The 13697-nt window shown below is 71.6% G+C and carries 15 protein-coding genes and 1 riboswitch; of the genes, 6 read left to right on the top strand and 9 right to left on the bottom strand.

The window, feature by feature from the left end:
• Positions 1–119 precede the first annotated feature (119 nt).
• The gene (locus tag LO762_RS15895) at positions 120–500 is read left to right on the top strand and encodes an NUDIX domain-containing protein (RefSeq protein WP_230615805.1); all 381 of its coding nucleotides are present in this window, start codon (positions 120–122) and stop codon (positions 498–500) included.
• A 52-nt stretch (positions 501–552) separates the two neighbouring features.
• Here the strand turns inward: LO762_RS15895 and LO762_RS15900 are convergent, their stop codons facing one another.
• Positions 553–762 carry a hypothetical protein gene (locus LO762_RS15900; protein ID WP_230615807.1) on the bottom strand — a complete coding sequence of 70 codons (210 nt, stop codon included), beginning with the start codon at positions 760–762 and terminating at the stop codon, positions 553–555.
• Positions 763–1093: 331 nt separating this feature from the next.
• Here LO762_RS15900 and LO762_RS15905 point away from each other — a divergent pair, with 331 nt between their 5' ends.
• Positions 1094–1915 carry a metallophosphoesterase gene (locus tag LO762_RS15905; protein ID WP_230615809.1) on the top strand — a complete coding sequence of 274 codons (822 nt, stop codon included), beginning with the start codon at positions 1094–1096 and terminating at the stop codon, positions 1913–1915.
• Here LO762_RS15905 and LO762_RS15910 read toward each other — a convergent pair whose 3' ends face one another.
• The 6 genes from LO762_RS15910 to LO762_RS15935 all read right to left on the bottom strand — a co-directional run bounded on the left by LO762_RS15910 (position 1916) and on the right by LO762_RS15935 (position 8449).
• Entirely contained in the window at positions 1916–2971 is a 1056-nt protein-coding gene (locus LO762_RS15910) for a PP2C family serine/threonine-protein phosphatase (RefSeq protein ID WP_230615811.1), read from the bottom strand.
• Between the two features lie 922 nt (positions 2972–3893).
• The gene (locus tag LO762_RS15915) at positions 3894–4058 is read right to left on the bottom strand and encodes a hypothetical protein (protein ID WP_230615813.1); all 165 of its coding nucleotides are present in this window, start codon (positions 4056–4058) and stop codon (positions 3894–3896) included.
• Positions 4059–4145: 87 nt separating this feature from the next.
• Entirely contained in the window at positions 4146–5348 is a 1203-nt protein-coding gene (locus LO762_RS15920; RefSeq protein ID WP_230615815.1) for an aminotransferase class V-fold PLP-dependent enzyme, read from the bottom strand.
• Between the two features lie 47 nt (positions 5349–5395).
• Positions 5396–5509: riboswitch (SAM riboswitch) on the bottom strand.
• Between the two features lie 30 nt (positions 5510–5539).
• Entirely contained in the window at positions 5540–6361 is an 822-nt protein-coding gene (locus LO762_RS15925; protein WP_230615817.1) for a PIG-L family deacetylase, read from the bottom strand.
• A 114-nt stretch (positions 6362–6475) separates the two neighbouring features.
• A complete protein-coding gene (locus LO762_RS15930; protein ID WP_230615819.1) occupies positions 6476–7204 on the bottom strand; it encodes a hypothetical protein in 729 nt (242 codons plus the stop codon).
• Between the two features lie 9 nt (positions 7205–7213).
• Complete coding sequence (locus tag LO762_RS15935; RefSeq protein WP_230615821.1) at positions 7214–8449, bottom strand: CdaR family transcriptional regulator; 1236 nt, start codon at positions 8447–8449, stop codon at positions 7214–7216.
• A gap of 225 nt (positions 8450–8674) precedes the next feature.
• Here LO762_RS15935 and LO762_RS15940 point away from each other — a divergent pair, with 225 nt between their 5' ends.
• Entirely contained in the window at positions 8675–9940 is a 1266-nt protein-coding gene (locus LO762_RS15940) for a lipase family protein (protein WP_230615823.1), read from the top strand.
• A gap of 64 nt (positions 9941–10004) precedes the next feature.
• Here LO762_RS15940 and LO762_RS15945 read toward each other — a convergent pair whose 3' ends face one another.
• Positions 10005–10229, bottom strand: a complete 225-nt coding sequence (locus LO762_RS15945; RefSeq protein WP_230615824.1) for a hypothetical protein — start codon at positions 10227–10229, stop codon at positions 10005–10007.
• Between the two features lie 243 nt (positions 10230–10472).
• Here LO762_RS15945 and LO762_RS15950 point away from each other — a divergent pair, with 243 nt between their 5' ends.
• The 3 genes from LO762_RS15950 to LO762_RS33545 are packed head-to-tail and all read left to right on the top strand — an operon-like array spanning position 10473 to position 13061.
• Positions 10473–11414, top strand: a complete 942-nt coding sequence (locus tag LO762_RS15950; protein WP_230615826.1) for a serine hydrolase — start codon at positions 10473–10475, stop codon at positions 11412–11414.
• On the top strand, positions 11411–12340 hold the full coding sequence (locus LO762_RS15955) for an alpha/beta fold hydrolase (RefSeq protein WP_230615828.1): 930 nt from the start codon (positions 11411–11413) through the stop codon (positions 12338–12340). Before LO762_RS15950 ends, LO762_RS15955 begins: the two co-directional genes overlap by 4 nt.
• A gap of 46 nt (positions 12341–12386) precedes the next feature.
• Positions 12387–13061 carry a TetR/AcrR family transcriptional regulator gene (locus tag LO762_RS33545; RefSeq protein WP_230615829.1) on the top strand — a complete coding sequence of 225 codons (675 nt, stop codon included), beginning with the start codon at positions 12387–12389 and terminating at the stop codon, positions 13059–13061.
• Here the strand turns inward: LO762_RS33545 and LO762_RS15965 are convergent.
• Positions 13039–13641 carry a hypothetical protein gene (locus LO762_RS15965; protein ID WP_230615831.1) on the bottom strand — a complete coding sequence of 201 codons (603 nt, stop codon included), beginning with the start codon at positions 13639–13641 and terminating at the stop codon, positions 13039–13041. The genes LO762_RS33545 and LO762_RS15965 overlap by 23 nt on opposite strands.
• Between the last annotated feature and the right edge of the window lie 56 nt (positions 13642–13697).

Raw genomic sequence — 13697 nt, forward strand, 5'->3', positions numbered from 1 at the left:
GGAAAAGGGTGACCCTGTGTCACAGGACAGTGTGGCCTCAGGGATAGGTGTGGAACGGTGTGCCGACTGGGCACGATGGGCGGGGAGGCATGGTGACGGCTGGGCTTTATCCGATTTCGGTGAAAGCCGTGGTGGTGGACGGGAACGGGCGGGTGCTGCTCCTGAAGAACGAACGTGAGGAGTGGGAGCTGCCCGGCGGAAAACTGGAGCTCGGAGAGGAGGCCGCGGAATGTGCGGTACGAGAGGTGGCCGAGGAATGCGGATGGCGGGTGCGGGCGGAAGAACTCCTGGACGTGTGGATGTACGAACCCCTGCCCGCACGGCACGTCTTCATCGTGACTTACGGCTGCCGCCTGCTCGACCCGGACGCGGTGCCCCGGATCAGCCACGAGCACAAGGAACTCGCCCTGTTCCGGCACCACGAGGTCGGCGCGCTCGTGATGCCGCAGGGCTACAAGGACTCGATCTCCACCTGGTTCGCGCGGCCGCGGGCGTTCTGAGGCCGTGCGGACGGTCGGGGGCCGCCGTCCGCACGGCTCGGTGCCGCGCCGCTCAGGGGGCTTCGCGGTCCGGCTGTTCGGGTCGCCGTCCGCCCAGGAAGCGGTGGACGAGGTCGGCGGCGGCGATGCCGAGCGCGAGCGGGGCCGCCGCCTCCGTCCAGAGGACGGCGAGCGCGACGACCGTCACGATCAGGGCGCACGCGGCGAGCGTTCGCCATGGTCCGGTGGGACGTTCCTCGGGGCGCGGGCTATCGTTTGGCACGCGGTTCTCCTTCAGCTGTAGCGGGGACTGCCATCAGGGGTGGCCGCTGCTGCCACAGAGGCCACCCCGCCCGTCGTCCGCGACCGACGTCCGCGGCGGCGACACCGGGCTCCTGGCGCAATGAGTGACTCAGTTGCGCCTTACCGTCACTGCACTTGCATCTGCATGTGCATCTGCGCGCAGGATAGACCGGATTCATGCTGTCCATGTGCCGGAACGGCGGTATACCTCAAAGAAGGCGATCAAGCGACATCTGCCACAGAGTGGGACGGTCGTGAACCCAGGGGGTTTCACGTGAAACTTCGCGGGGGCGGGGAGGCATGATGAGGGGGTGGAACCCAGACTTTTGGCGGTTGGCGATCTGCATGTCTCCTATGCAGAGAATCGGGCGGTTACCGAGGGGTTGCGGCCCACCGGGGACGGGGACTGGCTGATCGTCGCCGGAGACGTCGCGGACAAGGTGGAGGACATCGAGTGGGCGCTGGGGGTGTTGACGCGGCGGTTCGCCCGGGTGATCTGGGTGCCGGGCAACCATGAGCTGTGGACGGTGAACGACAGGGCGGACGGGCTGCGCGGCGTGGCGAGGTACGAGTACCTCGTGGAGATGTGTCGGGGAATGGGGGTGTTGACGCCGGAGGACCCTTACGCCCTATGGGAGGGCAGCGGAGGGCCCGCGCTGATCGCACCGCTGTTCCTGCTCTACGACTACTCGTTCCTGCCACCCGGGTGCCGGACGAAGGAGGAGGGCCTGGCATACGCGTACAAGACGGGCGTCGTGTGCGTTGACGAACGGCTCCTGCATCCGGACCCGTATCCGAGTCGGGAGGCGTGGTGCGCCGCGCGCGTCGCGCTGACCGAAAAACGGCTCGCCGAGTGCGATCCGGAGCTTCCGCTGGTCCTGGTGAACCACTGGCCGCTGGTACGGAACCCGACCGAGGTGCTCTGGTACCCGGAGTTCGCCCAGTGGTGCGGCACAACCGCGACCGCCGACTGGCACCGGAAGTTCCCGGTGAAGTCCATGATCTACGGACATCTACATATTCCGCGTGAGACCAACTACGACGGCGTCCCCTTTGAGGAGGTATCACTGGGCTACCCCAGGGAGTGGAAGAAGCGGGCGAAGCCTCCGCAGCTGCCCCGGATCGTGCTGTGATCAGGCGGGTCTGATCTCGGCGACGACGGCGGTGGCGTTGTCGCGTCCGCCGAGCAGCTCCGCACGGGCGACCAGCGCGGCCGCCAGCCCGGACGCCGTGGGGTGCACCGTGGCGAGCGCGGCGAGATCGTCGCCGAACCAGGTGTCGGACTCCACAGCGGCGCCGTCGCTGAGCAGCACCAGGAGATCGCCGGGCAGCGTCTGGACGGACGCCGTGTACGGCTCGTCGGCGTAACCGCCCAGGTGATGGGTGAGGATCGAGCCGCCCCAGTGCGCGGACGGCTCGGTGCGGATCTCGACCGCGAGCACCGTCTGCGCGGGCGTGAGCCGCCACGCGGCGCGCCGTCCGTCGGGCAGCGGGCGGACGAGCCAGGCCGGGCTGTCGCCGACGAGCGCGAGCTCGGTACGGCCGTTCGGCGCGACGGAGGCGGCGAGCAGCGTCGAAGCACCGCCCGAGCGCTCCACGACGACCCTGTCCGCCTCGGCGATGCCCGCGACGAGGCCCTCGTGGTCGTCGCCCAGGAAGTACTCGCGTGTGGTCTCGACGGCGGCCCGCGCGGCGCGCGCCCCGGAGCCGTCCCCCTGGCCGGTGACGCCGTCGCAGACGAGGAGGATCACCGCGCCGTGGATGTCCCTGACGACGGTGAACGCGTCCTCGTTGTCCGACTCAGGGTTGCCCTTCGCCTTGCGTGACCCCACCGCCGTCTCCGCGGCGGGCCACACCCTCACCTCGCCGTCGTACCGCGCCCGGACGGCCGCGAGGACGGCGCGCGGGTCCTCCTCCGCGAGCAGCGCGTAGACGACGGCGTCGAGGCCGTGCGGGAAGACGCCCGCGTACAGGTCCAGCAGCGTGAAGACGTCCTCAAGGTCGCGCGGCGGACGCCCCGCCGCCACCCGCACCAGCCCGGACACGATCGCCCACACGTCCCGCAGCGTCGCCCCCGGCGTCTCCGCCACCGGCGGCTCCCCGAACCCCGGCGGCGACACCTCAAGGATCTGCCACCCGTACGTCGGATCCCACCGCAACGCCCCGGGCCACAGCGCCCCCGGCCCCATCCGCCCAAGACTCTCCCCCAACACCCCCCAAAGCCCCTCAAGCTCCTCAAGCTCCTCAATAAGCATCCCCACCGGCAACCCCGCCGGATCCCCCAACCCCGGATACGGCTCCTCCGGCCACTCAACCCTGATCTCCCCGCGCATCCCACCCCCTCCGCCTCCCCCCATCGTCACCCCCCTCTCCCCCTCCCACAACCCCCTCACCCACCCCAACCCACCGCAGCTCCAGAACACACGATCCCGCGCCGTGTGTTGCGCGCGTCCGCCAAAGCGCGCCACCAGAACATGGAGGTCATCGAGGCACCGAGCGATGCCCCGGCACCTGAGCGAAAAACGCACGGCACCTCAGCGCCAGCCCCACGCGCGTCCGATGCGACGTGCGACCAGAACATGGAGGTCAGCCGGGCACCCCGCGAGACCCCGGCACCTGGGCGAGGAACGCGCGGCACCTCGGCGCCGAGCACACCTGCTCGGGTACTCGGGCGCGGGTGTGGAAGACCATCCTGCGAGCGCGGTCCCGGCGGCGTGCGGTGCCCTGGCATCGGCGGGGCCGGATCCGCGCCGAGAGTACCTTGGGCCTCTCCGCGCGCCGGGCCTGCCGGGGTGCCCCGCGCACCGCGCCGGACGGCCCCACTCCGCGCCCGTCCGAGCGTGCGGCAGGGGCATGGCGGTGGCGTCCGGGTTCGGCGAAGCGAGTCCGGGGCGACGGGCTAGGCCAAGGCGTAAGAATCGGCAGGGGCGTCCCGTCAGACGCTCATGCGGCGGGGCGGCGGGATCTCGGACGTGGAGGCGAGGCAACACCGTCCTGGGCTCCCCGCGACCGGCTTGCCGGACGGGCGCGGCGCGGGCCGGGAACGCCGTAGGGCCGCGCGCGGTGTGGGGCGCGCGGCCACCGGCGGGGCTAAGGGGGCGGTGAGGACTCTCAGTGCTGCTCGGACGTGGAGGCGGGCAGCACCGTCCTGGGCGCTTGCCGGACGGGCGGGTCGGGTGCTGGGGACGGCGTAGGGCCGCGCGCGGTGTGGGGCGCGCGGCCACGGGCGGTGAGGGCTTTTAGGGCGGCTCGGGGCGCGGAGGCGGGGAGCACCATCCTGGGCTCCCCGGGACCGGCTTGGCGGGCGGGCGTTGGGGAGGGCGTAGGGCCGCGCGGGGTGGTGGGGCGCGGTCTACGGTGGGGTTAGGGGGTGGGGGTGGTTAGGGTTTTTAGGGCGGTGAGGAGGCGGGTGATGTGGAGTTGGGTGGTGCCTAGGCCGAGGCTGGCTCGGATGGCGGTGGTGGTGGGGGAGCCGGTGAGGGTGTCGACGAGGGGGTGGGCGCAGAACTTGCCGTCGCGGACGCCGATGCCGTGGACGTCGGAGAGGTACTCGGCGACGGAGCGGGGCGAGTGGCCGTCGACGGTGAAGGAGACGATGCCGACGCGCGGGTGCGACGGGCCCCAGAGGGACAGTTCGCGGACGCCGGGCAGGGCGGCGATGCCGTCGCGGAGTTCGGCGAGGAGGCGTTCCTCGTCGGCGACGATCGCGTCCCAGTCGCGCAGGGTGCGGCACGCCGCGGCCAGGGCGATGGCGCCGACGACGTTCGGGGTGCCGGCCTCGTGCCGCTGCTCGGGGTCGACCGCCCAGTCGACGTCGCCCTCGACGGTGACGCTGCGGGTGGCGCCGCCGCCGCGCAGGTACGGGTCGGCGGCACGCAGCCAGTCGGCGCGGCCCGCCAGGACACCCGCGCCGAACGGCGCGTACAGCTTGTGGCCGGAAAGGGCCACGTAGTCGAAGTCCGTCGCGTCGAACGGGCGGTGCGGGGCGAGCTGCGCGGCGTCCACCGCGATGCGGGCGCCGCAGCGGCGCGCGACGTCGGCCAGCTCGTGGATCGGCCACAGCTCACCGGTGACGTTCGAGGCCGCCGTCACCACGAGCAGGCGCGGCCCCTCGGCGCACTCCCGCAGCGCCCGCTCGGCGGCGGCGACCGCCTCGCCCGGGCTCGACGGGATCGGCAGCCGGACGGCGCGCCGCCACGGTAGCTGGGTGGCGTGGTGCTCGGAGGCGAAGACGACGACGGACGTGCCGTGCGGCAGGGCGCGCGCGAGCAGGTTGAAGGCGTCTGTGGTGTTGCGGGTGAAGATGACGGCCTGCGGCCCGCCGAGGAACTCGCGCACGGTCTCCCGCGCCTCCTCGTAGGCGCGGGTGGTGACCTGGGACGCGTACCCGGCGCCGCGGTGCACGCTGCTGTAGTAGGGCAGCGCCTGCGCGACGGCGTCGGCGACGGCCTGGAGACACGGCGCCGAGGCCGCGTAGTCGAAGTTCGCGTAGGGCACGAACCCGCCGCGGACGGGGACGGGCGCGTCGGTGCCGACGAGGGCGGGGGCGGTGGTGAGGACGGACATGGGGGACCTCCGGGTTCCCTCAGGGATCCCGGAGACTCAGCCCGTGGGATCCGCGCTTGCCCGACGCCGTTCGCGTCAGGCCAGGTCGTCACCCGGGCCACCCCACCGCGGAGGAGGGTTGGCGGCCAGCGAGCCGGGGCTTGGCGCTGGCACTCATGACCTTCGGGGGCAATATAGCAGAACGCGGGCAGTCAGCCGAAGCCCTGGATTCCGGTGAACAGATCCGTCTCCTCCGCCGGGCCTTCGCCGCGCGCCCGGACGAACGCCTCGGTGCCGAAGAACGCCACCTGCGCGGCCTCGGGCAGCTCCAGCAGGAACGCGCCGTCGCTCTGGCTGGCGTGCGCCCGCAGCGCGTCGGCCTTGCGCGTGACGTGCTCGGTGACGTCGACGACGCTGGTGACGAGCTCGTCGGGCGTGCCGAACTCCAGCTCGGCGCCCTCCTCCAGCTCGGGCCAGCCGAGATCCCAGCCCTGCTCGCGGGCCAGCCGGGAGAACTCGACGATCGCGGAGCGCGGCATCGCGGAGTAGTAGAGCCGCTCGGGGACGCCGCTGCGGTCGGTGGCGGCGACGGCGACGCGGTGCGCCTGGATGTGGTCGGGGTGCCCGTATCCGCCGTTCTCGTCGTAGGTGACGACGACCTGCGGCCGGTACCGTTCCATCAGCGCGACGAGCCGGGTGACGGCCTCGTCAAAATCGGCGGCGGCGAACGCGCCGGGCGCGGTGTTGGCGGCCCAGCCCGCCATGCCCGAATCGGCGTACCCGAGCAGTTCGACGTGCTCGATGCCGAGGATGCGCGCGGAGCGTTCGAGCTCCTTCAGCCGGGTCTCGCGGACGCCGATCGGATCGTGCCCCGCCTCACCTGGTTTGACCCCGCCTGGGCCGTCGCCCTGCTCCCCGTTCGTGCACGTCACCAGCACGGTGCGGATGCCCAGCGCGGCGGCGCGCGCGAGCACCCCGCCGGTGCTGATCACCTCGTCGTCGGGGTGGGCGTGGACCGCCATCAGCGTCAGCATGCTTCAGCTCCCTCCGTCGGCGGCCGGGGGACGCACGGCGCAGCGTCCGCGGCCGATCGCCGACTTCCAGACAAGCGAATCACGCCCCTCTGACATTCCGCGCCGCGCCGCGTCTCACCGGACGTCGAGCGCCTTCCAGCCGGTGGCCCGCTTCTGCCACTGGGCGTTTCCGGGGAACCGCGCCGACACCGAGCCGTCGCGCGAGGTCTTGATCGCGAACACGAACGTTCCGCCCGCCTTGGTGCGTACCGTGCCGAGCCGGACGGCCTTGCCGCCGCCCTTCGGCCGGAACCACACATGGACGGTGCGGCCCTTGAGCCCGGCGAACCCGCCCTTGGCGTTCAGCCCCTTCACTGTGCCGCGCGCTTGCACCCGCTTGCCCTTGACGGCCTGCTTGGGCAGCTTCAGGGTGAGCTTCACGGCACGCCGGACGGTCACCGCGTTCTTCTTGCGATAGATCACAAAGTCGTAGTACGGCTCGGCCGAGGTGCCGTCCGTCGCGGCGACCTCCAGCGTGTACCTACCGCCCGCGTCAGCCTTGTCCAGGAGGGCGGTGCCCTGCCATACGCCGTCTCCCGCGCTCCCGGACACCCGCTTCAGGTCGCTGACCAGTGCGAAGCCCTTGCCGTTCGGGTGCCGCAACGTGGCGTCGACGTCGGTGACGCGGGTGCCCGTGACACGCACGCGGATCGGCACCTTCACCGCCTTCCCGGCGGTGATGACGGGGCTGCCGGAGGCGGTCGCCGAGCGGACCGTCAGCGGCCCGGCGGCGGACGCGGGCGCGGCGACGAGGACGGCCGGGGCGAGCACCGTCAGGACGAGGGGGGCGACGACGGGACGCATGCGCGGAGTCTAGGACCTCACCGACAAAACCTCACGGATCCAGACATGCAGCAGGAGCATCATCTCCAGCCTGATCTCCGGGTCCTCAAGGTCGAAGTCGAACATCTCCTGCAGCTGGGCGAGCCGGTAGCGCACCGTCTGGGGGTGCACCCGCAGCACCGTCGCGGCTCCCGTCGCGTTGAAGCCGTTCTTCATGCACTCCAGCAGCGTCAACGCAAGGCGGGGCCCGTGCTTCGGCCCGGCCGCCCGCAGCGGCTCCAGCCGACGGGACGCTACCAGCGACGTCAGCGGGACGCCCTCGCGCAGGAGGAGCTGCGGCAGGTGGTCCTCGGCGCGGGCGACGAAGCCCGAGCGGCGGGTGCCGCGGCGGTCGATCTCGCCGGACGTCACGAGGTCGAGGGTCCGGCGCGCCCACACGAGCGACACGCGCGCCTGCCCGACGGGCACGGACGGGCCCATCGCGCCGGTCCAGCCCGCGAGGGTCGCGGCGAGATCGGCGGCGCGGCCCGGGCCGTCGGGGTCGGGCACCACGAGGCACGGCCTTCCGTTGTCGAGACCGCCGAGCAGGTGCGGGGGCAGGCCCGCGGGCCCTTCGGCGCTCTCCTTACGCGGCACGAGGAGGACCACCGCCAGACGACGGGGAAGGGGCCACCCTGCACGCGCCGCCTGGTCCTCGACGACCTCCGCCGCCACGGGCTGGTCAGCGAGGAGGAGTCCGAGCAGCCGGGTCCGCCGCTGCTCGCGTTCGCCGGCCGCCTTCACCGTGGCCCGCGCGTACCCGTGCGCGGCGGCGGAGGCCAGTTCGTCCAGGAACGCGAAGTTCGCCTCGGCCAGCACCGCGACCCGCGACCACGGCTTGCCGCCCCGCTCCGCCTCGACCGACAGGTAACGCCACGCGACGCGGGACGAGACGCGCATCGCGTTCTGCAGATGTTCCAGGCTGCGCCCTTCGACGGCCTCGCCATAACCGATCTCAAAATAGAGCTGGCGAATGCCCTCCCAGGACGTTTCCGGATCGGCGATCACCGCGACGAACTGGTTCATCGCGTGGGTGCACGCCTGCTCGATGATCTTCGTGTAGAGGTCGTCGCCGGGGCGCGCGTACTCCGGCACATGCCGCTGCACCGCCTCGATCATCACGCCGAGCAGGCGCGGGACATGCGGACGCAGCCAGGCGGCCTCCTCACGCGGCACGTTCCGCCATGGCTGGTCGAGCAACTCCCCGTGGTCGGTCGCGATTTCCACCCCTGTGACGTTAGGCGGGACGGCGATACCGGGAAACTCAGCCCGGCAACGTGACACGGACCACTGTCATCACAAATTGACAAAGTGCCGCTGACCTGCCGGGACGTGCCCGGATACGTAGCCGGGCGCAGTTTCGGGCGGGCCAATTCATCATCCGGCTCCATGGGCCGCGGCGGTTTTCCCATGGAGATTCGTCCGGCATCGACCCCCCACCCTGGAGATCAGATGAGACTCCGAGTCCTGCTCACCGCCGCCGCCGTGGCCGCCGTCCCCGCGGTCGTGGCGCCGGGCCCGGCCGTCGCGGCGCCGCTGCTGTGCCTGGCGAGCGCAAAACAGATCTACGCCCCGGCGAGTCCGATCTCGGCGCCGGTCGGCGACGTCCTCGCCTGTCGCACCGTCACGTTGAAGGAGGTTCCCGGGAACATCCCGATGACCGCCTACCAGGTGCGCTACGTCTCGACCGACCTGCACGGGAAGAAGGTCCCGGTGACGGGCACCGTCGCGATCCCCCGGGCGGCCTGGACGAAGGGCGGCTCCCGGCCGACGGTCGCGTTCCACCCCGGCACGCTCGGCTCCGGACCGCAGTGCGCGTTCTCCAAGCAGCTCGCCGGCGACTACCAGGACATGTACGAGGGCGACCAGATCGCGTCGTTCCTCAAGGCCGGGTACGCCGTGGCCGCCACCGACGGCGCCGGATACATCGATGGCTCCGTCCACACCTACATGATCGGCGCGAACGCCGGGAACGCGGTGCTGGACGTCGTCAGGGCGTCGCGGAACATCCCGTTCAGCCCGCTGAAGGCCGACGGCCCCGTCGGCATCTCCGGGTACTCCGAGGGCGGCGCCGCCTCGCTGTGGGCGGCGCAGCGGGCCGCGACGTACGCGCCCGAGCTGAAGATCGCCGGGGCCGCGGCGGGCGGTGTGCCCGGCGACCTGAAGATGACCGCGGAGCAGCTCAACGGCGGGCCGTTCGCCGGATTTATGGTCGACGCGGTGCTCGGCCTGACCGAGGCGTACCCCACGCTGCCGTTCAAGGAGCTGCTGAACGACAAGGGGCACACCGCCATCGCGGACGCCAAGACGCTCTGCCTGTTCGGCACGCTCGGGAAGTTCTTCGGCGCGCGGATCGAGAACTACACGACGGCGAAGTACACGCTGGCGCAGCTCTACACGCTCACCGACCCCTCCGGCAAGAGCTGGCTCGACGCCCTGCGTGAGCAGGAGCTCGGCGTGGACATCGGCGGCCCGAACTCCGCGGCCCGCTGGAAGATCGGCTTCCCGACGTTCCAGTACCGCGGCGTCTTCGAGGAGATCATCCCGGTGGCGACGCAGGTGGAGACCCGGCGGCGGTACTGCGCGGCGGGCATCCCGACCCAGTTCAAGGACAACTACCTGGGTGAGCACCTGATCGCCGACGGCCTCGCCAAGGACGACGTGACCGCCTGGCTGGGCGACCGGTTCGCGGGCAAGCCGACGGCCGGCAACTGCTGACCCTCGTCCGCCCCGCTCCGGGGCCCCGCCGCGTCCTCGGGGGACGGGGCGGGGCCCTTCCGCGTCAGTGCTTGGTGGACGACTTCGACTTCGACGTTTTTTTCTTCTTCTTCGAGGAGTCCTCGTACTCCCACTCGTATCCCGGAGTGTTCCGCTCGCAGTAACTGTCGGCGACGACGGTGTCCGTCGCGTCGAACTCGCACCAGCGGTCGCTTCCTCCGCACGCGGTGAGGCCCAGCCCCGCCACCGCGAGCACCATGACGGACAGCACCATCCTGCGCATGATCATCTACCTTCTCGGTAAGCGCTCGTAACGTCCGGAAAACTAACTCTCCGGAGCCCCGGCGCACCAGGGACCGCGCTACCGACACCGCCGGGAGACGCGGATCCCCGTACCGGGACACGCCGATGTGACGCCCCGGACGGCACCGGCGTCCGAGTGATCTGCGCCTCGCTTCCGACGGTGGACCTGGCCCGGAACGGGTAGTGATCATTACAGTGTGCCTCCTCCCAGCACGAGGGGATGATGCCCGTGCAGCCGTCGCCGACCCCGAACCTCCCCCCGCGCGTGGCCGCTTTCGGCCGCGCCGCGCTCACCCTGGCCCTCGTCGCCACCGCCCTCGCCGTCACACCCGGACACTCCGCGGCCGCCGACCCCGTCTGCGAGAGCGACAGGGAGCACCGCAAGCTCGCCACCCGGCTCGGCACCGACCTCAGGGCCGCCGTGCAGGGCCGCGCCGGAAGCATCTCCGTCGCCCTGTTCGACCGGGAGCGCGGCATCGGCTGCTACCTGGGCAGCGGCCGCAAGTACGACACGGCGAGCACCATCAAGGTCGCCGTCGTCGCGGCGCTGCTGCAGACCGCGCAGAAGCAGAAACGCTCGCTCACCACGCGGGAGAGATCCCTCGCGAAGGCGGCGATCACCCGCTCGGACAACAACGCGACGTCCACGCTGTGGTCGCAGCTCGGCCGCGCCCGCCTGCAACGCCTGCTCGACGACGTCGGCATGCGGGCCACCACGCTCGGCCCGACCCGCTACTGGGGCATCAGCCGCAGCACCGCGCTGGACCAGCTCAGGCTGCTGATCCGGCTCACCCGCGTCGAGGACGAGGTGCTCACCGCGACGTCAAGGCGGTACCTGCTCGGCCTGATGAACCAGACGGTGAGCGGCCAGCGCTGGGGCACGCCCGCCGGGGCCACCGGGGTGAACGTGCACGTGAAGAACGGCTGGCTGCCGCGCAGCACGCTCGGCTGGCGCGTGCACAGCCTGGGGACGTTCGACGGTTCGCGACGCGACTACATGATCGTGGTGATGACCCATGGCAATCCCTCCATGACCTATGGCATCACATCCGTCGAACGGGTGGCGAAAGTTATCCACAGGCATCTCAACCCCGCGAAGAGCTCGGCGTCACATGCCGCTTACCTGACCGACGCCGACGTGAAACTCGACGGAGACACCCTTCCCCCATGACCGTCGATCTGCGGTTCCGTGAAGTGCATGGTTATCGTCGCGCCTTCCGGTTGACGGGTGAGGGCCCCGCGCTACTGCTCATCCACGGCATAGCCGACAGTTCGGAGACCTGGCTCCCGGTCATCGAGGAGCTCGCGCGGACCCACACCGTCATCGCGCCCGACCTGCTCGGCCACGGCGAGTCCGCCAAACCGCGCGCCGACTACGCCGTCGCCGCCTACGCCTGCGGGATGCGCGACCTGCTCACCGTCCTCGGCGTGGACAGGGTGAGCGTCGTCGGGCACTCGCTCGGCGGCGGCGTCGCGATGCAGTTCGCCTACCAGTTCCCCGAGCGCTGCGAGCGGCTCGCGCTGGTGTCGAGCGCGGGCATGGGCCGCGAGGTGCACCCGGCGTTCCGGCTCGCGACGGTGCCGGGCGCGGCGAGCACGCTGGCGATGCTGTCGGCGCAGCCGGTGCGCCAGGCGGTGCTCACCGCGGAGCCGATGCTGCGGCTGCTCGGCGGCATCGGCCTCGGACCCGACCTCGCCTACGTCCTGTCCCGGTACGCCCGGTTCGCCAGCCCGTCCGCGCGCCGCGCCTTCCTGCGGACGATCCGGGCGGCGGCGGACGTCTCGGGCCAGGCCATCACCATGCTCGACCGCAGCTACCTGGCCGCCGACCTGCCCACCCTCATCGTGTGGGGCGACAAGGACGGCATCATCCCGGCGGCGCACGCGCGGGTCGCCCAGCGGGCGCTCCCGGGCAGCCGCCTGGAGGTCTTCGAGGGCGCCGGGCACTTCCCGCACCACCACGACCCCGCGCGGTTCGTGAAGGCGCTCACCGAGTTCCTGCGCGACACACCCGCCGCCGTCCACGACCGCGCGCACTGGCAGGAGGTGCTGCGCGAGGGCGGGCCGGAGGAGCCGACCGCGTCCAGCGGCTCCTGAGGACGCGGCAGGGCGGACGCCCCCCGCAGCGCCCTAGAGTGGAGCCGTGAGCGAGCCGAAGGCCACCGGACGGTCGGAGCAGACGAGGGAACTCATCGTCCAGACCGCGTTGCGGCTCTTCCGCCAACACGGCTACGAGGCGACGACCATGCGGGCGATCGCCAAGGAGGCCGGGGTGTCGGTAGGCAACGCCTACTACTACTTCGGCTCCAAGGAAGAGCTGATCCAGTCGTACTACGACGAGCTCCAGGACACCCACAAGGCGGCGTGCAAGGCCGTCCTGGACACCGAGACGGCTTTCGCGGCCCGGCTGCTCGGCGTGCTGCGCGCCCGGGTGGACACGATGGTCCCGTACCACTCGTTCGCCGGGAAGTTCTTCAAGATCGCCGCCGAGCCGACCAGCCCGCTCAGCCCGTTCAGCGCCGAGTCGGGGCCCGCCCGCGCCGCCGCAGTCGCGATCTACCGCGAGGTCGTGGACGGCTCCCGCGACCTCAAGCTGGACCCCGACTTCCGCGCCGAGCTGCCCGAACTCCTGTGGCTCTACTCCATGGGCATCGTCCTGTACTGGGTGCACGACGACTCGCCAGGCTGCCGCAAGACCTACCTCCTCGTGGACAGGACGGTTCCGCTGGTGCAGAAGATGGTGTCGATGTCGCGGCTGCCGGGCTTCCGCTCGGTCACCCGCGAGCTCGTCGACGTCATTCGCAGTGTGCGCGCCTGAGACTGACCTGCTTGGCCACGCACCACCGGGGCCCGTAGAAGACGTGCCAGCGCGCGCGCTCGTCGGCGTACAGGGCGTCGCCCCGAGCGTCCCGGTACAGGGGTGCGCGGTCGGCGCGGACGGCGACCCGGGGCATGGTCCGGCGGATGTGGGAATCGACGCAGCGGGTGGGCGCGAGCTCCACCCTGTAGCCGTTCCCTTGCCCGTACAGTGCCTTCCGGCCGCCCTTCTCGGTGCCGCCCGAGACCGTCACCGCGCATCCGCTCTCACGGGCGAAGCGGACGAGCCCCTCCAGGGTGCCGCGCCGCAGTCCCGCGTAGGACGGGCAGGGGCCCCGCGCCCGTCCCTTACACCGGCCGCCTTTGACTCGCCTGACGCCCTCGGCCTCCAGGGCGCGTTCGGCGGCGCGGTGGCCGAGGCGTTCGAACGATCGCACCGCGGGTGCGACCTGCTGGTGTGCCACGGGTGCGGACGGCCTGACGACCACCCTCGGCTCCCGCCCCGTGTAGGCGACCGCGCACACGAGCGTGACGGCGCCGGCGACCCCCGCGACGCCCACCAGCCGACCCGTGCGCTTCATGGATCTCCCCCCTCGGACGAGCGGGGAGATCCCCTGCGGAGCAGACCCGAAACACC

Source organism: Actinocorallia sp. API 0066 (genome assembly GCF_020991275.1).
Lineage (GTDB): Bacteria > Actinomycetota > Actinomycetes > Streptosporangiales > Streptosporangiaceae > Actinocorallia.

Coding starts and splice junctions, on each gene's coding strand:
- LO762_RS15930 (WP_230615819.1), bottom strand. CDS start 7,204: ATGCGTCCCGTCGTCGCCCCCCTCGTCCTGACGGTGCTCGCCCCGGCC.
- LO762_RS15955 (WP_230615828.1), top strand. CDS start 11,411: ATGACCGTCGATCTGCGGTTCCGTGAAGTGCATGGTTATCGTCGCGCC.
- LO762_RS15920 (WP_230615815.1), bottom strand. CDS start 5,348: ATGTCCGTCCTCACCACCGCCCCCGCCCTCGTCGGCACCGACGCGCCC.
- LO762_RS15925 (WP_230615817.1), bottom strand. CDS start 6,361: ATGCTGACGCTGATGGCGGTCCACGCCCACCCCGACGACGAGGTGATC.
- LO762_RS15965 (WP_230615831.1), bottom strand. CDS start 13,641: ATGAAGCGCACGGGTCGGCTGGTGGGCGTCGCGGGGGTCGCCGGCGCC.
- LO762_RS15940 (WP_230615823.1), top strand. CDS start 8,675: ATGAGACTCCGAGTCCTGCTCACCGCCGCCGCCGTGGCCGCCGTCCCC.
- LO762_RS15910 (WP_230615811.1), bottom strand. CDS start 2,971: ATGGGGCCGGGGGCGCTGTGGCCCGGGGCGTTGCGGTGGGATCCGACG.
- LO762_RS15915 (WP_230615813.1), bottom strand. CDS start 4,058: ATGGTGCTCCCCGCCTCCGCGCCCCGAGCCGCCCTAAAAGCCCTCACC.
- LO762_RS15945 (WP_230615824.1), bottom strand. CDS start 10,229: ATGATCATGCGCAGGATGGTGCTGTCCGTCATGGTGCTCGCGGTGGCG.